Below are 20775 nucleotides of genomic sequence, written 5' to 3' on the forward strand. Positions count from 1 at the left end.
GGGAAACGCGATGCCCTAGACTGCGGCTGACCCCACCCCGTCGGAAGGAACCGCCGTGTCGCGCAACGCGACCTCCCGGACCGTCTCCGCGTCCCCCGCCGAGGAGGGCGAGGGGCAGAGCCGGTCGATCGCCGCCGTCGAGCGCGCGATGGACGTCCTGCTGCTGTTCGGCCGCAGCGGCCGGCCGGACCTCGGGGTGACCGAGATCGCCACCGAGCTGGGGCTGACCAAGGCCGCCGTGCACCGCATCCTGACCGCGCTGCGCAGCCGCGACCTGATCACCGTCGACACGGTGACCCGCCGGTACGCGCTCGGGCACGCCGCGATCGCGCTCGGCCGGGCCTACCTCGCCCGGATGGACCTGCGCGCGCTGGCGGCGCCCGAGCTGCGCCGCCTCGCCCAGCAGCTCGGCGAGACCGCCACCCTGTCGATCCGCCGCGGCGACACCCGGCTCTACGTCGACCAGGTCGTGCCGCCGCACGAGCTCCGGGTCGAGGTCAGCCTCGGCATCCCGTACCCGCTGCACGCCGGCAGCTCGTCCAAGGCGATCCTGGCCTTCCTCGACGAGGCCGAGGTCGGCGCGCTGCTCGGCCGGCACGGGCTGGAGGCGCTGACCGACCGGACGATCGTGGACGAGGAGCGCCTGCGCAAGGAGCTCGCCACCGTCCGCAAGCGCGGCTACGCCTCGTCCCAGGGCGAGCGCCAGGAGGGGACCGCCTCGATCGCCGCGCCGGTCTTCGACCACGACGGCCGGGTGATCGCGGCGCTGAGCGTGGCCGGCCCGCTGACCCGGTTCCGGCCCCGGCTGGCCGAGTGCGCGCCGCCGCTGATGGAGGCCGCGGCGCGGGTGTCCGGCAAGCTCGGCCACGGCGGCGGCTGACACTGCTGCGGCCGGCACTGGGGCGGCCGGCACTGGGGCGGCCGGCACTGGGGCGGCCGGCACTGGGGCGGCTGGCACGGGGCCGGCCGGGTCAGAGGTCGGCGCCGGGCTTGAGCACGCCGAGCACCGCGGCGCCCAGGACGGACGCCCAGATGCCGAACACGTACGGCAGGCAGCCGTCCACGGCGCGCTTGAGCGTGCGCTCGACCTCCGGGGTGGAGCCCCCGCTCATCAGCGCGCCGAACGCCGGCCCGAAGGGGCGCAGCGTGAGCCGGATGCCGAGCCCGCACGCGATGGCGGCGGTGTAGAGCGCGACCTTGCCGCCGAGCCAGCGCGGGTCTGTGGTGACGCCGAACGGCCGGTCGGCGAGCAGCGTGTACGCGGACAGCGCGGCGAGCGCGGCGATCAGCCCGATCCGGACCGCCCAGTCGGCGCGGCGCACCCACGGGAAGCGCCCGTGCGTGCGGTGGTCGGCGATCGTGGCGGCCAGCCAGGCCAGGGCCAGCACCCACACGAGCACGACCTGCCACCAGCCGAAGACGGCCATCCCGAACAGCTCGGCGCCGTGCGGGTCCAGCGCCATGAGCGTCACCCCGCTCGGCAGGAACAGCACCAGGCAGATCTTCGGGCCGAGGTCGAGCCCGCTCATCACGCTGAGCGCGGTGGTGCGCGCCGCGGGGGTCAGGTCCGGCTTGAGGACGAACCGGCTGGAGTAGAACACCCCGAGGTCGCCGCCCAGCCAGAAGACGAAGAGCACCAGGTGCAGCAGGATCCACCAGCCGTGCGCGTGCGCTCCCACGACACCCTCCTAATGGAAACAGTGTTTCAACCTGGGGAACGGTAGCACGGCGGGTCAGGCCGCCGCGGTGCGCGCCCGGCGTCCCGCCAGCTCCGCGAAGACGACGAGGCGGTAGGCGGCGGAGAACTTCGGATGGCAGGTGGTGAGCGTGAGCATCGCCTTCTTGGGCCTGCGTCCCGGCTTGCCCGGCACCGGTGCGGTCACGTCGGTGCGGCCCGGCCGCACCACGATGCGGTGCGTCACCCGGTAGACGAAGGTCGTCGCGGCGGTGTCGATGAGGATCTCGTCCCCGCGGGCCAGCTCGCCGTTGCGCTCGAAAGGCCCGCCGTAGGTGGTGCGGTGGCCGGCGATCGCCATGTTGCCGACCTGGCCCGGCCCGGCCGTCCCCGGATAGTGCCCCGGCCCCTTGCGCAGGTCGGCCGTGCCCACGCCCTCAACCACCGCGTACCGGTAGGACGACCCGAACTTCGGGACGCGGATCAGCGCGTACGCCTGCCCTGCCTCGGCCACGGGAACGGCGGCCTCGCGCCCGCGCCGCGGCCCCGACGCCGCGAGCTTGCGCGTCTGGGTCGCGTTCCACCGCCGCTCCAGCTCGCTGTGCAGGTCGCCCTGCTGCCGGTGCGTGTACTCGCCGGTGCCCCACGACAGGTAGCCGACGAACATCGCGAGCACGAGGCCGGCCGTCATCGACAGCTCCGCCAGGCTCCGCAGCACCGTGCGCATGGTCGGAAACCGTAACCCTTCGGTAGGGAAACGGCGATCCCCTGAGTGAAACGATTGTGTTGCCGCCCGCGCCCGGCCCTTGACAGCGCCGCTCCGTTGCGGTTTCGCTATGTCCGTCTTGCGAAACTTCGTTTCCCTCTGAGAAACGAACCCGCGCAACGGCCGGCAGTGAGGAGCAGCGGCAGATGAGACGCACACGCACGGCCCTGCGCGGAGCCGCCGCGGTGATCACCGCGGCGGGCGCCGTCGCGGCTCCCGCGATGGCGGGCACCGCGCACGCCGCCACGGGCCAGGTTCCCTACCAGTGCCAGATCTTCGGCTCGGTGTTCGACTACGACGCGACCGTGACGGTCACCGCGCCCGCCTCGGCCGCCGCCGGGGACGCGGTCACCGTCGAGGCCGACTTCTCCGACCTGCCCGGCGTGGCGCCGCTGCCGGTCAACTCCTGGACCACGTCCGGGACGCTCACCGTCTCCGGTGCGCAGTCCGGGTCCGTGCCGATCAGCGCGCCGAAGCGGACCGGGCCGATCCCGGCGTACGGCGAGCTGCCGATCGGCAAGGTGTCCGGCGAGCTCACGCTCACCGGCGCCGGCGAGGTGCGGATCGCCCCCGCCGGGCTGACGGTCGTCGCCGAGGCCGGGGCGCAGGCCACCATCACCTGCACGCCCAAGAGCACCCCCGGGAGCCTCGCCACGATCAACGTCACCGAGGGCGGGCCGGGAGCGTCGGTCAGCCCGCCGAGCGTCGTCCAGGGCGGCACCGTCACCCTCACCGGCGCGGGCTGGCAGCCGGGCGCCGTCGAGGTCGTGCTGTGCGACGCCGCCGGGGCCGCGTGCGAGCCGGACGACCTGACCGCCGTCACCGCCTCCGCCGACGCCGCCGGGAAGCTCACCGGATCGGCGACCGTCGCCGAGTCCGCCGCCCCCGGCGCCCGCGCGATCGTGGTCTCCCAGGGCGAGGCGAGCACACGCGTGGCGCTGACCGTCACCGAGAAGACGCCGCCGCCCACCGGCGAGTGCGAGGGCCAGGACGCGGACCGGTGCGGCGAGCAGCAGATCAACGTCACCGTCAACGGCGGGCCGCTCACCATGTCCCGCGAGGCGGGCGAGGTCGACCTCACCCCCGTCACGCTGAACGGGACCGAGCAGTCCGCCACCGGCTCGCTGAAGCGGGTCGAGGTCATCGACGCGCGCGGCGGCACCACCGGCTGGTCGCTCACCGGCACGCTCACCGACTTCACCTCGTCCGCCGGCACGAAGATCCCGGCCGGGAACCTCTCCTGGACGCCGGCGTGCACCGCCGCGCCCGGGGCCAGCGCCGTCACGCCCGGCAGCGCGGGACCGCTCGACACGACCACCGCCGCGACGCTGTGCACCGCGCCCGGCGGCACCGGGCAGGTCGTCGGCGGGACGTTCTCCGCGGGGGCCGGCCTCGACCTCACCGTTCCTCCGGTGACCGGCGCCGGGCGCTACACCGCCGTCCTGACCCTCACGCTGTCCTGACCGCCCCGAGCCCCGCGGCCGGGCGGCGCGCACCACCGCCCGGCCGCACGAGGTGATCGATGAGTCCCCTGCTCCGGATCGCCGCCGCGGCGGTGGCGACGTGCCTGGCCGCCGCGGCGGCGCTGACGGGCACGGCCGCCGTCGCGGCCGCGCCCGGCGCCGCGGCGGCGCCCGGCCCCGCCACCGGGAACGGCGCCTGGTCGGTGGGACCCGCGAACCGCAGCGCGGCCCCGGCCGCGCGCCCCTTCTTCTCGTTCGAGGCACCCGCCGGCGCCACCGTCAGGGACGTCGTCCGGATCACCAACATGACCAAGGCGCCCATCACCTTCAAGGTGTACGGGACGGACGCCTACAACACCCCCCGCGACGCCGGGTTCGCCTTGCGCGGGGCGGAGGAGGAGCCCCGGGACGTCGGCGCCTGGATCTCGCTGAAGGCCGCGTCGCCGAAGATCCCCGGCGGGAAGGCCAGGGAGATCCCGTTCACGCTGAAGATCCCCGATGGCGCGACGCCCGGCGAGCACATCGGCGGCATCGTCGCGCTGAACACGGCGATCGAGAGCGTCCAGCGGAGCGGCGGCGCCCGCGTCGGGATCAGGCGGGCCGTCGGCGCCCGGGTGTACCTGCGGGTCACCGGGCCGCTGACGCCGGGCATGCGCGCCGACGGGCTCGGCGTCGCCCGCACCGAGCCGCTCGTCCCGTTCGTGCGGAGCGGGCGCGGGACGGTCCGCTACACCATCGTCAACACCGGCAACCAGCGGATCTCCCCGACCGCCCGCGTCCGGGCCACCGGCGTGTTCGGCCGCGAGGTCAAGCGGTGGCCCGACCAGCGCATCCCGGAGATCCTGCCCGGTGAGCGCACCGAGATCACGCTGCCGTGGAACGGCCCGCCGGCCCTGGACAAGGTCACCGTCCGGGTGGAGCTGACGGCCGCCGGGGGCATCGACGTCCGCGCGCAGACCGGGTTCACCGCGGTGCCCTGGGCGGCGCTGCTCGTCCTCGCGGGCACCGTGTTCGCGGTGTGGTCCGTCCTGCCCCGGCTGATCCGCCGCTGGCGGGAACGGGCGGGCCTGACCTCCGGTGAGACGGGGGTGTTCATGTGAGGGCCCGGTCGATCACCGTCCTGCTGGCCGCGGCCCTGGTCGTCCAGCCGGCACTCTCCGCCGCGCCGGCGGCCGCCGCCCCGGTGCGCGCGGCGGAGCCAGGAGTGACCGTCGAGCCGGGAGCCGCCGCCGCGGGCACGACCGCCCGGGTGCGCGGCAGCTCCTGGACGCCGGGCGCGACCGTGCAGGTCCAGGTCTGCGGGGCGAACGCGGTGCACGGGTCGGCGGACTGCGACACCGAGCGCGGCGTCACCGCGATGGTCGCGCCCGCCGGGACCTTCGAGGCTGGCCTCACCGTGGGCGCGCCGCCCGCGGCGTGCCCCTGCGTCGTCCGCGTCGGCACCCTGCCCGGCGGGACGGGCCCGCCCGCCACCGCGACGGCGCCGTTCACCGTCGAGGGGCACCCCGTCGAGCGGATCGTCCGGGACGTCGTGCCCGTCCGCGCGGACGTGGTCGGCCTGGAGGTCGTCGGCGGCGGGGACCGCGCCGAGCTGTTCGGCGGCAGGCCGCGGCGGACCCTGGTGCTCCGGATCCGCAACTCGGGCGCCGAACCCATCGAGAACGCCCCGCTGGTCGTCGGCTGGGGCGCCGAGGACACCCCCGACAGCCCCCTCGACGCGCCGCGGACCGGCACCCTGCGACCAGGCCAGACCGCCACGTACCGGATTCCGGTGGTGCTGCCGCCGGCGGCCTTCGGCCAGTTCGTGGTCGGCGGGCGGTACGCCGGGTCCGTCCCGTTCGAGACGACGTTCAGCGCCTACCCCTGGGGGCTGATCGGGGCCAACGCGCTCGCCGCGCTGCTGCTGCTCTTCGGGATCCGGCTGGCGCTGGGCCGCTGGGCCGCGGCGCGGCGCCGGCGGCGCCGAGCGGCAGTGGCGTCCCCCGTCCACCACCAGGTGGCCGCGAGCGCCGCCCCGGCCGTGGAGCTCACCGACGTGCTCGGCTACCTGGACTCGGTGGCGCCGTCGCCGAGCGGCGCGTACGTGGTCGACCGCGCCGAGCTGATCGGCTACCTGGAGCGGCGCACCGGCGAGGTCCTCGAACCCGTCGACGCCGAGGCGCTGGACCGGTTCCTCGCCCCGCCGAGGGGAGGGGCGGCATGACGACCGTTCCGCTCCCGCCGGTTCCCCGGCACGCCGCCGCCGCCGGGCCGGTGGTCCTGGCCGCCGCCGGGCCGCTGGCGGGCGGGACCGTGCTGCTGCTCACCGACGCGCTCGGCGGCGTCGTGAAGGTCCCCGGCGACGTGGTGACCTACATGGCGCTCACGGGCCTCCTGCTCGCCTGCGCGGGCGTCTTCCCGCTGCTGCGGACGGCCGGACGGTCGCGCCCCCACCGGGCGGCCGCGGCCTGCGGCGCGCCGGCCGGCCTCGCCATCGTGCTGGCGGGGCTCATCCCCGCGATCCCCGTCTTCGCCACCGCGCTGATGGCGGCGGGGATCCTCGCGGGGCCGCTGCTCGCCGTGCCGAGGGCGGGCGCCGTCCGGTCGGCCGGCGGGCCCGCGCGCGGGCAGGCCGCCGCGCTCGCGGGCCTGGCCGCGGCCGCCTGGATCGCGGTGCTCCGGTCCGCCGATCCCGGGTCGGCGCTGCTGGTCGCGGGCGGCTGCGCCGCGGCGCTCGCCGCGGCGGCCGCCCTGCTCTCCCGCGACGTGCCGGGGGAGTCCGGCCGGTCCGTCGCGCGGGTGCGGGACGTGGCCGTCGCCCGCGAGGTCAAGGCGTCCCTCCCCGTGTACCTGCTCATCGGCTGGACGGTGGGAGCGCCGCTCATGGGCGGGCTGCACCTGCTCACCTTCCGCTGGGACCTGATCGGCGACGAACCCGTCCGGCACCTGGCGTGGGCGCTGCTCCCGGCGGTCGCGCTCGTCGTCCTCGGGCGCCGGACGGCCGGCACGGCGCAGACCGTCCCCTGGCTGCTGCTCGCGGGCGCCGCCGCGCCGGTGCTGATGGCGAGCGCGCCCGGTCCGGTCGCGCTCGCGGCCGGTTTCGCCGTGGCGCTGCCCGCCGCGTGCCTGGCCGTCGCCGCGCTCGACGCCACCGTGCTCCGGCCACTGCCAGAACCGCGCCGTCTGGCGGTGGCCGGCCTCACCGGGATCGCGGCGGCGGGCGGCGGGCTCGCCGGCTTCGGCTGCGCGGCGGCCCTGCGCTCGGTGCTCGCCGAGGGGTCCGCGCTGACGCTCACCGCACTGCCGCCGATCCTCGGCGCGCTGCTGGCGCTGCGCGTGCGCGGCCCCCGGAGCACGGAGCCGGCCCCTTTCCTCGACGTCCGGGACCTGTCGGTCCCGCGCGGCCCGGCCCCGCTGCGCCGGATCGGGCTGCGGATGGCGGCGGGCGAGGTCGTCGCCCTGTCCGGCCCCGGCGCGGGCACGCTCGCCGCCGCGCTCGCCGGCCGGACGCCCTGCAGGGGCAAGATCGTGCTGGGCGGCGCCGACCTGACCGCGCTCGACGCCTACCAGCGCATGGCGCTGGGGCTGTGCCACCACGCGGGCCCGGAACCGCGCGCCCCCGGGGAGTCGCCAGTCGCGGCGGGATTGGCGGCGCACGCCCGCGCGATGGGCCACGCCGACCCCGATGCCGCCGCCCGCTCCGTCCTGGACGTCTTCCCCTCGCTCCGCAAGCTCGGCGGCGAACCCGCGCAGGCGCTCGCCACCGCGCCGAAGGGGCTGCTCTCGCTCGCCGAGGCGCTGCTCACCCGGCCCCGGCTCCTGCTGGTGGACGGCATCGCGGGCGGCCCGTGCGCCACCGCCGTCCACGCCGTGCTGGCCCGGCTCGCCGCCACCGGCACCGCCGTGGTCGTCGCCGGACCGGCCACGCCGGAGATCCTCGCGCTCGTCCACCGCGCCTACACCGTCGAGCCCGGCCGCATCGCCGAGATTGCCGTCCCGGCGCCCGGCGAGCCGCGCCCGGCGGCCGTGGCCCGCACCGGAGGTCCAGTCACGTGATCCCCCACGCGCTCGCCGCGCTGGCGCTGTCCCCACTGGCCCTGTTCCCGCTCGCGCCGTTCCCGCTCGCCGCCGGGACGGCCGCGCCCGAGCTGCACGTCAGCCGTTCCGCCGACCTCACCCCGGGCGAGACGATCACCGTCACCGGGTCCGGGTTCCGTCCCGGGCTGAAGGCGGTCGCGGTCGGGCTGTGCCGGGAGGGCTACACCAACGGGCTCAAGGACTGCGACCTCGGCGGCGGCTCGACCTTCGTCAACGTCGACGCGGAGGGCAGGCTCCCCGAGGTCCGGCTCAAGGCCCGTCCCGAGTTCAGCGGCATCGACTGCATGACCCGCCAGTGCGTCATCGGCGCCGGGCCGCTGCCCGGGACCGTGCCGGACGCCGTCTACGACACCAACACCGCGGTCGTCCGCGTGGGCTTCAAGGGGTCGTCGTTCAAGGGCGGTGCCGCCGTGCGGACCTCCGCGGCGCCCGCCGCCGCGACCGGGCCGGGCACCGGCGGCCCCTCGACGCCGCTCTGGGCCGCCACCGTCGCGCTGCTCGTCCTCGCCGGGGGAGTCGTCACCGTCGTCCAACGCCGCAGCAGATAGGCAGCAGACAATAAGAAGGAGCGATCGTCGTGACCGTCAGTATTTCCCGAGGGGGGGCGACCCCCCATACCCCCCGGACCGGCTTCGCCGGACTTGTGAGACGCGCCGGCGCCGTCGTGGCACTAGCCGGGGCATGCGTCCTGGCGGTCGCGCCGCCCGCGCTGGCCGCACCGAAGATCAACGCGAGCAAGACCACCGGGGTGAAGGCCGGGGACACGATCACCGTCCAGGTGACCGGCATGACCCCCAACGAGACCTTCGTGACGCTCGGCCAGTGCAAGCCCGGCCCCAAGCTCCCCAACGACTGCGCGGCGCAGGACACCGGGGGAGCGATCCTCGGGGCCACCGACGCCGAGGGCAACTTCGTGACCAAGGACGGCTCCAAGGACGCCAAGATCAAGCTCGTCGCCGAGGCGGGCGGGGCCGACTGCGCCGCCAAGGCCGGCGCCTGCGTCATCGCCGTCACCGCGCCGGGCAACCAGGGACCGAACTCCGCCGAGATCCCGCTCACCTTCGCCGGCGGTGGCGGCGGCGGGGACGGTGACGGCTCGGGCGGCGGGTCCGGCGACGGCGGCGGTACGGGCGGCGGCGGTACGGGCGGCGGCGGTACGGGCGGCGGCGGCTCCGGGGACCTGCCGAACACCGGCAGCCCCGACGGCCTGCCCACCTACGCCATGATCGCCTCCGCCCTGGTCATGGCCGGCGGAGCCGCCCTGCTGATCATCCCGCGCCGCCGCAGGGACCACTAGTAGACCGACCGCTACGCCTCCTAGCGGTCCCGTTGACTTGCGGCGTGTTGTTGTTATTCCGCCTTCCATAACAACAACACGCCGCAAGTCAACGGCTTGGTCGGCCGGGCGGTCACATGCCGTCGGCGTCCCAGCGGCCGGTGGAGCGGCTTCGGACGGGGAGGCTCGACAGGATGGGGGCGGGGACCGGGTCGCCCTCCCGCCAGGGGCGGCCGGCGCCCCAGTTGTGGCGGAGGCGGTCCGTGCGCTCGTCGGCGTGCTCCAGCGCGGCGGGGTCGGTGCCCCAGTCCAGGGCCGCGTGGTCGTGGTCCTGGTCGTCGTGGTCGTGGTCGTCGTGGCCGTGGCCGCCTTGGAGGCGGGCCGCGTCCAGGGCCTTGGCTATGGCGAGGACGCTCTTGTCGGTTCCGTGGCCGTGCTGGATGTAGTCGTCGTCCGTCTCGCCCTGCTCGCGCTGGTAGAGCACGGCCTCCTGGAGTTCCTTCAGGTCGCGCTCGGAACGTCCCGCCGTCCCGCGGCCGAGGTCGTGCGACGCCATGGACCAGCGCATCCGGCCGCCCTCGGGTCCGTAGTTGACGGCCTCGCCGCCCCAGCGCACCCACTCGTTCTGCGTGTACCAGTTGACGAGTTCGCCGTCCGAGCGCAGGAGCCACGTCGCGCCGCCCTCCTGGGTGGTGAAGTGCCCGTGCTTCACCCGTGCGGGACGGAAGAAGTAGGTGCCCAGGTCGAGGGTGCCGAAGTTGTACTCCATGTGGCCCTGGACGGTGTACGCCTCCTCGTAGCACGGGTGGTGCGCCAGCCGGTGGTCCGTCCAGCCCTCCTGCGCGTGCACGAGCCTGGTGTAGAAGCCGCTGACCGGGTCGACGTGCAGGTACTTGATGAACAGGCCGGGCATAGGGCCGGCCTTAGGCACCGCGTCCCATGTCATGGCCTCGCTGTCGATGACGATGACGTCCTCGTAGGCGTCCTTCCACCGGGGCGCGTTCAGCCCGTCCACCGGGTCGAACCCCGCGTCGCCGTACTCGCGGTAGTGCAGGACGCGGGTGCCCTCGGTGAAGGTGATGGCATCGGCGGGGACGCCCTTGGGCGCGTACACGTACCCGCCCTTGCCGATCTCGCGTCCGCCGTAGGTCATCGAGCCTTCGAGCACGTAGTACTCGGTGTTGGCGTGGTGGATGCCTGGGCCGCGTCCCCAGTCGGTGTGGAAGTCGAGCCGCAGCGAGGACGAGCCGTCCTCCTCGTCCACCGACAGCCGGCGCTCGCTCGCCCTGCCCTCCCCGCCCACCAGCTCGGCCGCGTGCCAGACGTAGTCGTCTTCCTGGATCAGCTCGACGTGGGGTCGCACGTGCTCGTCTCCGTTCACCCGGTCTGTTTCGCTATAGGAAACATCGTTTCACTCATACGGGCAAGAGGCCGGGCACCTTGACCGGTCCCCGAACCTAAGGAAACACTATTTCCCACAGCGGAACATCGGAGGTCGCCATGGGGTTCGACGTGATCGTCGCCGGCGCCGGGCCGGGCGGGCTGGCCTGCGCGATCACGGCGGCGGGCGCCGGTGCGCGGGTGCTGGTCCTGGAGAAGCCCGCCGACGTCGGCGGCGCGCTGCCGTACTCCGGCGGGCACCTGTCCGCGGGCGGCTTCTCCGCCCAGCGCGAGCGCGGCATCGCCGACGACCCCGGACGGCACCTCGCCGACATCCTGCGGATCAGCCGGGGCACCGGACGCGAGGACCTCACCCGGCTCTCGCTCGCGGAGCAGCCCGCCGTCCTGGAGTGGCTCTTCGCGGCCGGCTACGAGATCGACCCGGCCACCCCGCGCATCGTGTACGGGCACGAGCCCTACACGACGCCGCGCACCGTCCACGCGGCCGAGACGCCGGGCGGCCCGGCGATCCTCCGGGCGCTGCGCCGCCTGCTGGAGCCGCTGACCGGGGACGGGCGCGTCACCCTGCGGACCGGCGTGCGCGTCACCGGGCTCCGCACCGAGGGAGAGGCCGTCACCGGCGTGGCCACCGAGGACGGCCGCGCCCTGCGCGCACCGGCCGTCGTCCTCGCCACCGGCGGTTTCGGCCACGCCCCCGACCTGTTCGCCGAACTGGAGGGGGCGCCGCTGACGACCTCGGCCGCGCCTACGTCGACCGGTGACGGCCTGCGCATGGCGCGGCGGATCGGCGCCGGGCTGCAGGGCCTCGGCCAGTACATCCCCACGTTCGGCGGGCTGCCCCCGGAGGGCGACGACCCGCGGGTGGACTGGCTGAACCGCCCGCAGCTCGTGGCGGCCGAGCGCCCGCCGTGGGAGATCTACGTGGACCGCCGCGGCCGCCGGTGGATCGCGGAGGACGAGCCCAGCATCGACCGCAAGGAGCGCGTCCTGACCGGCGTCGACCGGATGACGTTCTGGATGGTCTTCGACGCGAGGGCGCTGCGGGAGTCCCGTCCCATGGTGCACGGCTGGACCCCCGGCGACCTGGACGCCCGCTGCGGCCGCAGGCGCGGCCTGCACCGCGCCGCCGACCTGGCCGAGCTGGCGAAGCGCGCCGGCATCGACGCGGCCGGCCTCACCGCGGAGGTCGCCCGGTACAACGCCGCCGTCGCCGCGGGGACCGACCCCGCGTTCGGCCGCCGGCACCTGCCCGCGCCGATCGCCGAGCCGCCGTTCTACGCCGTCGAGAACCACCCCGTCACCCTGATCACCTTCGCGGGCGTCGACGTCGACGCCGACCTGCGGGTGCGCCGCGCCGACGGCCGCGCCGTCCCCGGCCTGTACGCGGTGGGGGAGGTCATCGGCTCGGCCGCCGTCAACGGCAACGCGTTCTGCTCGGGCATGTGCCTCACGCCCGCGCTCGCCTTCGGCCGCATCGTCGGGCGGCACCTGGCAGCGGTGTCGCGCGCCTCAGTGCGCGAACGCGAACCCGGCGGCGCGTAGCTTCGCCGAGCTCACCGGCACCGCAGGCGTCTCGATCTCGCCGCGGTAGGTCAGCTCGGGCAGGCCCTCGGCCTTGCAGATCTCCCCGAACGCCTCCGCGTTCGTCGGCGGCACCTCCGCGTCCGGGAAGGCGTTGTAGACGCCGGTCAGCCCTTCGGTGACCACGAAGTCGAGGGCGGCGGCCGCGTCCCGGTAGTCGATCCGGTACAGCAGCGCCCCGGCCGCGAACGGGACGCTCCCGCCGAGCCTCTCGTGGGCGAACCGGACCCGCGCCGGGTAGTCGATGTCGCGGGGGTGGCCGTACACGTCCGGGATGCGGACCACCGCTCCGCCCGGCGTGGCCAGCACCGCCTGCTCGGCCGCGATGAAGTTGCGGGGCGAGGCGTCCGCGTCGTCGGTCGTGGGGCTGGCCTCGTCGATCACCGTTCCGGTGCCCGCGCCGTAGACCGACGTCGAGCTGGTGAACACGACCCGCGGATGGACGGCGGCGGCCGTCTGCGCGCTCCCGGCGAGCGTGTCGGCGTACTCGGCGACCCGCTGTTCGGCGTCGAAGGAGTGCGACAGCCGCGGGCTCACGGTCAGCACCACCGCGTCGGCGCCGCGGACGGCCTCGGCAAGGGCCGCCTCGTCCGAGCCGCGCAGGACGGCGGCGTCCGAGCAGACCTCGCGCACCTCGTCGACCCGCCCGGGGGACGTGGTCGTCCCGATGACCGTGTGCCCCCGCTCCGTCCAGCGCCGCGCGAGCTCCATCCCGACGTTCCCGCACCCGACGACCACGTACCGCACAGGGGGCCTCCCAGCAGTGGGCCCGACGGCGGGCCTCGTAATGGAAACGCTGTTTCCCTACTCTGGCACATATCGTCGGCCGCCCGCAGAGGAGAAGCTTCGGATGATCGCCCGTTCCTACCTGTACGTGCCGGGAAACGCGCCGGAGATGCTCGCCGGGGCGTCCGGCCGCGGCGCGGACGCCCTGATCATCGACCTGGAGGACGCCGTGCCCCAGGCGGCGAAGGAGAGCGCCCGCGCCGGGGTGGCCGCCTGGCTGGGCGGGCTCGGGCGCCCGGCCGGCGGTCCGCGGATCTGGGTGCGGGTCAACCCGGGCGAGGCGGGGCACCTGGACGCGCGGGCCGTGATCGGCCCGGCCGTCACCGGCTTGTGCCTGGCCAAGGCCGAGAGCGCCGACGACGTGGCCGCGCTCGAACGCGTGATGGCCGAGGCCGAAGAAGCGGCCGGACTGCCCGCCGGCGGCCTGCGGATCATGCCGCTGCTGGAGTCGGCCGCCGCGCTGCTGGACGCCGCGCGGATCGCCCGCTCCCCCCGGGTGGCGCGGCTGCAGCTCGGCGAGGCCGACCTGGCCGCCGACCTCGGCGTGGTCCCGGGCCCGGACGGACGCGAACTGCTCTGGGCGCGCTCGACGGTCGTCGCGGCCAGCGCCGCCGCCCGGATCGCCCCGCCCGTCGCCCCCGTCAGCGTCGATATCCGGGACCTGGAGCTGCTGCGGGAGTCGACCCGCGCGCTCTTCCGGATGGGCTTCCTGGGCCGCGCCTGCATTCACCCGGCGCAGATCCCGGTCGTCCACGAGGTCTTCACCCCGAGCCCCGGCGCGCTCGCCGAGGCGCGGGACGTCGTGGAGCGCCACGAGCGGGCGCTGGCCGAGGGCAGCGCGGTGTCCGTGGACGACCGGGGCCGGCTGGTGGACGAGGCCGTGATCCGCTCGGCCCGCCGCGTCCTGGAGCTGGGCCGATGACCCCTGCCCGCCCCGCCCCCGGCGGCGGGTCAGGCGAGCGCCGCGTCCCGGGCCCGGACGATCTCCGCGGCGGCGGCGCGGACCAGGCCCCGGTACCGGTCGATCTCCTCCGGGGTGAAGCGGTGCAGCGGGCCGCACACGCTGATCGAGCCGTGCACCGCGCCGTCCGGGCCGGGCAGGGGCGCGGCGACCGAGGCGGCGTCGGGCAGCCGCTCGCCGAGGGACACCGCGGTCCCCTCCGCGGCGATCGCGGCCAGTTCGCCGCGGAGCTCGGCCGCGCCGGTGACAGTCCGGGCGGTGAGGGCGGCGCGGGGCCGGGCGAGGACGGCCTCCCGGCGCTCCTCCGGCAGGAACGCGAGGATCGCCTTCCCCGACGAGCCCGCGTGCAGCGGGAACCGCCGCCCGACTTCGACGGTCATCCGGACCTCGTGCGGGCTCTCGAACTGGTCGAGGTAGACGCGCTCGTCCCCGACCAGCCCCGACAGCGTGGTGGTCTCGCCCGTCTCGTTCCGCAGCCGGCGCAGCACCGGCGCGGCCGCGTCCCGGACGTTGGAGCCGCGCAGCGCGCTGACCCCGAGCGCCACGGCGGCGGAGCCGAGCCGGTACCGGCCCGTGCCGGGGTCGTCCTCCAGCATCTCCCGCGACACCAGCGAGCGCAGGATGCGGTGCACGACGGCCTTGGAGACGCCGAGCTCGCGGCTGATCGCGCTGACGCCGAGGCTCCGCGGCCCGCCCGCGAACAGCAGCAGCACGTCGGCGACGCGCCCGGCCACCTCCGTACCCGCGTTCGCACCGGCGTTCGCGGCGGCACTCGCACCGGGGTTCCGGCTCCGGTCGCTCACGGCATCGATCCTAGGGACGCCTCAGCGTCCCCGAGGCACGTAACGGCCGACGGGCGCGCCGGTGACCTCGCCGCCGGAGCAGACGCGGTGGCCGCGGACGAAGGTGTCGGTCACCCGGGCCGTCATGGCGAAGCCCTCGAACGGCGTGTACTCCTGCGCGGACTCCGATGCGGCGGCCCGGACCGTCCAGGCGGCGTCCGGGTCGACCAGGGCGATGTCGGCGTCGTGCCCCTCGGCGATGTCGCCCTTGCCGGCCAGGCCGTAGCGGCGGGCCGGGTTCCAGGACGTCAGCCGGGCGATGCGCTGCAGCGACAGCCCCCGCTTGGTGCCCTCGCCGACGAGGCCGGGCAGCAGGTACTCCGCCCCGCCGAACCCGGACTTGGCGAGGAACACGTCGTCGCGATCGGCGCCGAACTTCATCTCGTCGCGGCAGCAGGCGTGGTCGCTGACGACCCAGTCGACCTCGCCCGCCAGGACGTGCCCCCACAGCGCCTCGACGTCGGCGCGCTCCCGCAGCGGCGGGTTGACCTTGCCGCCGAGCCCGTGGGCGGTGTCGACGTCGGCGAGCAGGTGCCCGATGGTGACCTCGCGGCGGAAGTCGATGTGCGGGAACGCGTCCGCCATGGTGAGGGCGGCCGACAGCGCCTTCCCGGACGACAGGTGCAGCAGGTTGATGCTGGGCAGGCCCGTCTCGTGCGCGAGGTAGGACGCGATGGTGACCGCGAGCCCCTCCGAGTGCGGCGGGCGGGAGGCGCTGTACGCGCGCAGGCCGCTGAGCGTCCCCTCCCGCTCGACCATCGCCGTGTAGGCGGTCATGATCTCGGCGGTCTCGCAGTGCAGCGACAGCGACACGTGCGGGGCGTATTCGGTGAGCTTCTCGCGAGCACGCTGGATGCCCCGCATGACGAACTCGAAGTGCGCGAGGTCGTAGCTCTCGCCCGGCGGCGTCATCAGGAAGTCGCTCTGCGAGCTGGACCGGCCGTGCAGCCCGTGGCCCCCGTAGAACATGAAGATCTTGAACGAGGTGACGCCGAACTCCTCGATGAGGTGCGGGATCTCCGTGATGTGCTCCGCCGTCATCGGCGCCAGGTGGAACGCGTAGTCGACGTAGGCGTTGCCCTTCGCGGCGCCGAGCACCTCCGGGAAGAACTCCCGGTACGGCCCGCTCTTGTTGAGGTAGTACTGGCCGGTGCGCATGTAGGTCAGGGACGTGGTGACGCCGCCCTGCGCGCAGGCGCGGCTCTCGGTGCGGGTGTCGGTGGCGAGGTCGTTGTAGATGCCCCAGTGCTGGTGGGCGTCCACGACGCCGGGGAACGCGAGCAGGCCGCCGCCGTCGACCACGGTGGCCGCGTCGTCGTCCGGCAGGGCGGGCGCCACCCGGGCGATGACGCCGTCGTCGACCGCGATGTCGAGGAGCGGGGGCGGGTCGCCGTCCGGTGCCTCGGGACGGACCACCCGGACGTTCTTGATCAGCAGTTCGGTCGTCGCCATGGTCGCCTCTCCCGTCCGGGGATGCCGAGAGCTGTTCCGCTGAGAGGAACAAGAGTCTGTCGCTCCAGCCTGACGTTCCTGCCTTCTGAGGTCAATGGTCGCGTCGCACTTGACCTGAATCGGCTCGCCCTGCCAGGTTGAAGCAAGGTCATTGTTCCTCTGATCGGAACGGCCGGAAGGTGGTGGGGGATGACCGACGCCCTGTCCGGGGTCCGCGTGCTCGACGCGGCCACCCTGTTCGCGGGTCCGCTCGCCGCCACGCTGCTCGCCGACTTCGGGGCCGAGGTCATCAAGATCGAGCACCCGAGGGGCGACCCCGTCCGCGGCCACGGCGCCCAGCGCGACGGCGTCGGGCTGTGGTGGAAGATGCTCGGCCGCGGCAAGAAGGCCGTCACCCTGTACCTGGGCTCCCCCGAGGGGCAGGAGCTGTTCCGGCGGATGGCCGCCGACGCCGACGTCGTCATCGAGAACTTCCGGCCCGGCACCCTGGAGCGCTGGGGCCTCGGCTACGACGCGCTGCGCGAGATCAACCCGCGGCTGGTGCTGGCGCGCGTCACCGGCTTCGGGCAGACCGGGCCCTACGCCGGCCGTCCCGGCTTCGGCACGCTCGCCGAGGCGATGAGCGGGTTCGCCGCGATCACCGGGGAGCCGGACGGCCCGCCGACCCTGCCGCCGTTCGGCCTCGCGGACGGGATCGCCGCGCTGGCCACCGCGTACGCCGTGCTGACGGCGCTCCGCGCGCGGGAGGCCACCGGCACCGGGCAGGTCGTCGACCTGGCCATCATCGAGCCGATCCTGACGCTGCTCGGCCCGCAGATCATCGCCTACGACCAGCTCGGCGAACTGCAGGCCCGCACCGGCAACCGGTCCCACAACAACGCGCCGCGCAACATCTACCGGACGCGGGACGGCGGCTGGGTCGCGATCTCCACCAGCGCCCAGTCGATCGCGGAACGGGTGATGCGGCTGGTCGGCCGGCCCGAGCTGATCGACGAGCCGTGGTTCGCGACCGGCGCGGACCGCGCCCGGCACGCCGACGAGCTGGACGAGGCCGTCGGCTCGTGGGTCGCCGCCCGCGACCGCGCCGAGGTCGTGGCGGCGTTCGAGGAGGCGCAGGCCGCCGTCGCGCCCGTCTACACCGCCGCGGACGTCATGGACGACCCCCAGTTCCAGGCGCTCGGCACGATCGCTACCGTCCCGGACGACGAGCTGGGGCCCGTCCGGATGCAGAACGTCCTGTTCCGCCTTTCGCGGACCCCGGGCCGGATCGACTGGGCCGGTCCGCCGCTCGGCGCGCACACCGCCGAGATACTCGCCCGGTACGGGGCAGATGAGGCGGAACAGGCGCTGCTGCGCGCCAAGGGAGTGATCCGTTGACCGCCCGCCCGACCGACCCGCTGCTCGCCGCGATCGCCGGCGGGGTCCGGCTGATCGAGCTGGGCCACCCGTTCTTCACCGGCATGCCCTGCTCGCCCAACCACCCGGGCTTCCGGATGACGCTGATCCGGCGGCACGGCGACATGAAGCGCCTGGACGGCGGCTCGGCCGCCAACGAGATCATCGTGACCGGCGGCCACGTCGGCACGCACATCGACGCGCTGTCGCACGTCAGCCACGACGGGCTGCTGCACGGCGGGGCGGACGCGGCCGAGGCGCAGCTCGGCGGCGAGTTCACCGTGCACGGCGCCGAGAACCTGCCGGGGCTGCTGCGGCGCGGAGTCCTGCTGGACGTCGCCGCCGTCCACGGCGTCGAGACGCTGCCGCCCGGATACGGCGTGACCGCCGACGACCTGGATCGCGCCGCCGAGCGCGCGGGCACCGAGCCCGGCGCGGGCGAGGTCGCGCTGATCCGCACCGGCTGGGCCCGCCTCTTCGGGGACGCCACCGCCTACCTCGGCCGGGAGAGCGGCGTCCCCGGCGCGACGTCCGAGGCCGCGCTGTGGCTCGCCGAGCGCGGGGTCGTGGCGACCGGCGCCGACACGACCGCCTACGAGCGGATCCGGCCCGGCGCCGGGCACGCCGTCCTGCCCGTGCACCGGGTCCTGCTGGTGGAGTCGGGCGTCTTCATCATCGAGCACCTGAACCTGGAGGAGCTCGCCGAGGCGGGGCTGCACGAGTTCGCGTTCCTGCTGGCGCCGCTGCGGATCAGGGGCGGCACCGGCTCGCCCGTCCGCCCCCTGGCGGCGGTGACGGCGTGACCGCCGAGCAGAAGACCCCGGTCCAGCGGCTCGCCGCCCTCGCCTACCGGGTGCGGCGGGAGGGCCTGCCGCCCGAACTGCGGGCCGATGCCGCGCGCCGCGTCCTCGACGTGCTGGGCAACAGCCTCGCCGCCACCGCGCAGCCCCCGGCCCGCGCCGTCGGCGAACTCGTCGCCGAATGGGGCGGGGCGGAACGGGCCACCGCGATCGGCACCGGCACCCGCCTCCCCGAACCGAGCGCGGCGCTGCTGAACGGCACGCTCGCGCACTCCCTCGACTTCGACGACACGCACCTGCCGTCCGTGCTGCACCCCTCCGCGTCCGTCGTGCCCGCCGCGCTCGCGGTGGCCGAGGCGCGCGGCGCCTCCGGGGCGGCGCTGCTGGACGCCGCCGGCGCCGGCGTGGAGATCACCGTCCGGCTCGGCATGGCCGGCTACGACCGGGAGCTCGGCAACTCGGTGTTCTTCGAGCGCGGCCAGCACGCGACCGCGATCTGCGGCGCGCTCGGCGCCGCGGCCGCCGCCGCGATGCTGTCCGGCCTGGACGCCGGCGGCATCGCCGACGCGCTCGGCATCGCCGCCAGCATGGGCTCGGGGATCCTGGAGGCCAACCGGACCGGCGGCACCGTCAAGCGCGTCCACTGCGGCTGGGCCGCGCACGCGGGCGTCACCGCCGCCGGGCTCGCGCGCACCGGGATCACCGGCCCGCCGACCGTCCTGGAGGGCCGCTTCGGGCTGCTCCAGGCGTTCTGCGGCGACCGGGCCGACCCCGGCGCGATCACCGACCGCCTCGGCGAGCACTGGGAACTGCCCGGCGTGTTCTTCAAGCCGTACCCGTGCAACCACTTCACCCACGCCGGGATCGACGCCGCCCTCCGGCTCCGCGAACGCGGCCTGGACCCGGCCGACATCGCGGACATCGAGCTGGGCGCGCCCGCCCCCGTCCTGCGGACGATCGGCGAGCCCGCCGAGGACAAGGCCCGGCCGGAGTCGGGGTACCACGCGGCGTTCTCCGGCCCGTACACCGTCGCGGCGGCGCTGCTGGGCGGCGGCGGGCTCGGGGTGTCCCACGAGGACTTCACCGACGAGGCGGCCGCCGACCCCGCCCGGTTCGCGCTGGCGGCGAAGGTCCGCTGCGTCCCCGACGCCCGCTGCGACGCGATCTTCCCGCACCGCTTCCCGGCCGTCCTGCGCGTCCGGACACGCGCGGGCGCCCTCCTGGAAGAACGCGTGGACACCAACCGGGGCGGCCCGGACAACCCGCTGTCACCGGACGAACTGGCCGCCAAGTTCGAGTTGAACGCCACCCGCCGCGTCACCCCGGCCGCGGCCGCCCGGATCACCGAACTGACCTACGACCTCGCGGCCCTGGACAAGCTGGACGCCCTGACGTCGCTGCTCCGCTGATCCGCCGTCAGGTCCAGAAGACGGCCACGCCGACGTTGACGACGGCCAAGGCTCCGATGGCCATGAAGACCGGCGTGCTGAGGGGGCGGCGGCGTCCCAGCAGGATGAGGACGAGCGCGGCCAGCACCACCCCGAGCTTGACGGTGATCTTGACGTTGTTCACCTCCTCGTCCAGGGCGCCCTGGAGCACCCCGACGAGGGCGATGCCGGTCACGAGCTGGGTGAGCGCGCCGTGCAGCATCCCCGTCGCGGGACGGACCGGGCCGCGCCGCGCCTCGGCCAGCTGGGCGAGGAAGCCGCCGATGAGGACCGCGAGGCCGACGAAGTGGAAGAACAGCAGCAGGTGCCGAACGAACTCCAAGGGGGACCTCCGGGAGGAACAGCGGCGAATCGACCGAATACTACGAGCTGTAGTACTAGCACAGACCCCTGCATACCGCCTATACCGAAGCGCCGGTGCGGCGGGCGCGGGCCAGGGCCAGCCCGCCGAGGGCCGTGGCGATCAGGCCCAGGACCAGGGCGACGAAGGCTCCGCCGAGACCGTTGCCGGTGCCGACGCTGCCGCCGGAGGTGACGGCGACCAGCCCGCCGAGGACGATGCCGGCCAGCCCCGCCGCCAGGGCGGCGAAGGCCCCGTTCCGCCCGTTGCGAGTGCCGAGACGACCGGCGGGACGGGCCAGTGCCAGCGCGCCGATCACAATGCCGGCCAGCCCCGTCAGCCCGGCGACGGAGGACCCGAGCCGCCCGGCGCTCATGGCGTAGGCGTCGACGAGGGCGACTGCGTACTGGATGGACATGTCGTGCTCCTTAGACCCTGCGAGTGGATGTCCAGCCGATGATGTCCGCCGAACCCCTCGCAGGTCGTCCAGCAGGCGCGGACACTTTTCGCTG

The 20775-nt window shown here is 75.1% G+C and carries 20 protein-coding genes; 12 read left to right on the forward strand and 8 right to left on the reverse strand.

Translation table 11 applies throughout. The features are described 5' to 3' along the window. Positions 1-55: 55 nt before the first annotated feature. Positions 56-880 (forward strand): IclR family transcriptional regulator, encoded by an 825-nt coding sequence (locus tag IEZ03_RS19970; RefSeq protein WP_229808423.1) that lies wholly within the window; start codon positions 56-58, stop codon positions 878-880. Positions 881-971: 91 nt separating this feature from the next. Here IEZ03_RS19970 and IEZ03_RS19975 read toward each other — a convergent pair whose 3' ends face one another. Beyond that, entirely contained in the window at positions 972-1679 is a 708-nt protein-coding gene (locus tag IEZ03_RS19975; protein WP_184880206.1) for a hypothetical protein, read from the reverse strand. Between the two features lie 54 nt (positions 1680-1733). Beyond that, complete coding sequence (locus IEZ03_RS19980; protein WP_184880208.1) at positions 1734-2402, reverse strand: class E sortase; 669 nt, start codon at positions 2400-2402, stop codon at positions 1734-1736. A gap of 185 nt (positions 2403-2587) precedes the next feature. Here IEZ03_RS19980 and IEZ03_RS19985 point away from each other — a divergent pair, with 185 nt between their 5' ends. From IEZ03_RS19985 to IEZ03_RS20010, 6 genes are all read left to right on the forward strand, one after another. Next, positions 2588-3904 carry a WxL domain-containing protein gene (locus IEZ03_RS19985; RefSeq protein WP_184880210.1) on the forward strand — a complete coding sequence of 439 codons (1317 nt, stop codon included), beginning with the start codon at positions 2588-2590 and terminating at the stop codon, positions 3902-3904. A 59-nt stretch (positions 3905-3963) separates the two neighbouring features. After that, a complete protein-coding gene (locus IEZ03_RS19990) occupies positions 3964-5004 on the forward strand; it encodes a DUF916 domain-containing protein (protein WP_184880212.1) in 1041 nt (346 codons plus the stop codon). Beyond that, positions 5001-6107: a hypothetical protein gene (locus IEZ03_RS19995; RefSeq protein WP_184880214.1), complete on the forward strand. Its 1107-nt coding sequence runs from the start codon at positions 5001-5003 to the stop codon at positions 6105-6107. The genes IEZ03_RS19990 and IEZ03_RS19995 overlap by 4 nt, the downstream gene beginning before the upstream one ends. Continuing rightward, positions 6104-7939 (forward strand): P-loop NTPase family protein, encoded by a 1836-nt coding sequence (locus tag IEZ03_RS20000; RefSeq protein ID WP_184880216.1) that lies wholly within the window; start codon positions 6104-6106, stop codon positions 7937-7939. The genes IEZ03_RS19995 and IEZ03_RS20000 overlap by 4 nt, the downstream gene beginning before the upstream one ends. Further along, a complete protein-coding gene (locus IEZ03_RS20005; protein ID WP_184880218.1) occupies positions 7936-8529 on the forward strand; it encodes a neocarzinostatin apoprotein domain-containing protein in 594 nt (197 codons plus the stop codon). The genes IEZ03_RS20000 and IEZ03_RS20005 overlap by 4 nt, the downstream gene beginning before the upstream one ends. 116 nt (positions 8530-8645) lie before the next feature. After that, positions 8646-9278, forward strand: coding sequence for a neocarzinostatin apoprotein domain-containing protein (locus IEZ03_RS20010; protein ID WP_184880220.1), 633 nt, complete (start codon positions 8646-8648; stop codon positions 9276-9278). Positions 9279-9390: 112 nt separating this feature from the next. Here IEZ03_RS20010 and IEZ03_RS20015 read toward each other — a convergent pair whose 3' ends face one another. Then, entirely contained in the window at positions 9391-10620 is a 1230-nt protein-coding gene (locus IEZ03_RS20015; RefSeq protein ID WP_184880222.1) for a DUF4437 domain-containing protein, read from the reverse strand. A 137-nt stretch (positions 10621-10757) separates the two neighbouring features. Here IEZ03_RS20015 and IEZ03_RS20020 point away from each other — a divergent pair, with 137 nt between their 5' ends. Continuing rightward, complete coding sequence (locus IEZ03_RS20020) at positions 10758-12200, forward strand: FAD-dependent oxidoreductase (protein WP_189241221.1); 1443 nt, start codon at positions 10758-10760, stop codon at positions 12198-12200. On the opposite strand, the gene IEZ03_RS20025 is transcribed toward IEZ03_RS20020, so the two are convergent. Next, positions 12168-12986, reverse strand: a complete 819-nt coding sequence (locus IEZ03_RS20025) for an NAD-binding protein (RefSeq protein WP_184880226.1) — start codon at positions 12984-12986, stop codon at positions 12168-12170. The genes IEZ03_RS20020 and IEZ03_RS20025 overlap by 33 nt on opposite strands. Before the next feature lie 103 nt (positions 12987-13089). On the opposite strand from IEZ03_RS20025, the gene IEZ03_RS20030 reads away from it, so the two are divergent. Next, positions 13090-13947 carry an HpcH/HpaI aldolase/citrate lyase family protein gene (locus IEZ03_RS20030; RefSeq protein WP_184880228.1) on the forward strand — a complete coding sequence of 286 codons (858 nt, stop codon included), beginning with the start codon at positions 13090-13092 and terminating at the stop codon, positions 13945-13947. A gap of 29 nt (positions 13948-13976) precedes the next feature. On the opposite strand, the gene IEZ03_RS20035 is transcribed toward IEZ03_RS20030, so the two are convergent. Then, positions 13977-14789 (reverse strand): IclR family transcriptional regulator, encoded by an 813-nt coding sequence (locus IEZ03_RS20035; RefSeq protein ID WP_184880230.1) that lies wholly within the window; start codon positions 14787-14789, stop codon positions 13977-13979. Positions 14790-14810: 21 nt separating this feature from the next. Then, positions 14811-16280 carry a dihydroorotase gene (locus IEZ03_RS20040; RefSeq protein ID WP_184880232.1) on the reverse strand — a complete coding sequence of 490 codons (1470 nt, stop codon included), beginning with the start codon at positions 16278-16280 and terminating at the stop codon, positions 14811-14813. Positions 16281-16469: 189 nt separating this feature from the next. Between IEZ03_RS20040 and IEZ03_RS20045 the strand changes: the two genes are divergently transcribed. Genes IEZ03_RS20045 through IEZ03_RS20055 form a run of 3 tightly spaced genes read left to right on the forward strand, consistent with a single transcriptional unit; the run spans position 16470 to position 19884 of the window. Beyond that, positions 16470-17657, forward strand: a complete 1188-nt coding sequence (locus IEZ03_RS20045) for a CaiB/BaiF CoA transferase family protein (protein ID WP_184880234.1) — start codon at positions 16470-16472, stop codon at positions 17655-17657. Next, entirely contained in the window at positions 17654-18478 is an 825-nt protein-coding gene (locus IEZ03_RS20050) for a cyclase family protein (protein ID WP_184880236.1), read from the forward strand. Before IEZ03_RS20045 ends, IEZ03_RS20050 begins: the two co-directional genes overlap by 4 nt. Then, a complete protein-coding gene (locus IEZ03_RS20055; protein ID WP_184880238.1) occupies positions 18475-19884 on the forward strand; it encodes an MmgE/PrpD family protein in 1410 nt (469 codons plus the stop codon). The genes IEZ03_RS20050 and IEZ03_RS20055 overlap by 4 nt, the downstream gene beginning before the upstream one ends. A gap of 7 nt (positions 19885-19891) precedes the next feature. Here IEZ03_RS20055 and IEZ03_RS20060 read toward each other — a convergent pair whose 3' ends face one another. Both IEZ03_RS20060 and IEZ03_RS20065 read right to left on the reverse strand, forming a co-directional pair. Next, on the reverse strand, positions 19892-20245 hold the full coding sequence (locus tag IEZ03_RS20060) for a hypothetical protein (protein ID WP_184880240.1): 354 nt from the start codon (positions 20243-20245) through the stop codon (positions 19892-19894). Between the two features lie 79 nt (positions 20246-20324). Further along, the gene (locus tag IEZ03_RS20065; RefSeq protein ID WP_184880243.1) at positions 20325-20681 is read right to left on the reverse strand and encodes a DUF6223 family protein; all 357 of its coding nucleotides are present in this window, start codon (positions 20679-20681) and stop codon (positions 20325-20327) included. Positions 20682-20775 lie beyond the last annotated feature (94 nt).

The sequence above is a fragment of the Actinomadura livida genome (genome assembly GCF_014648675.1).
GTDB classification, from domain to species: domain Bacteria; phylum Actinomycetota; class Actinomycetes; order Streptosporangiales; family Streptosporangiaceae; genus Spirillospora; species Spirillospora livida.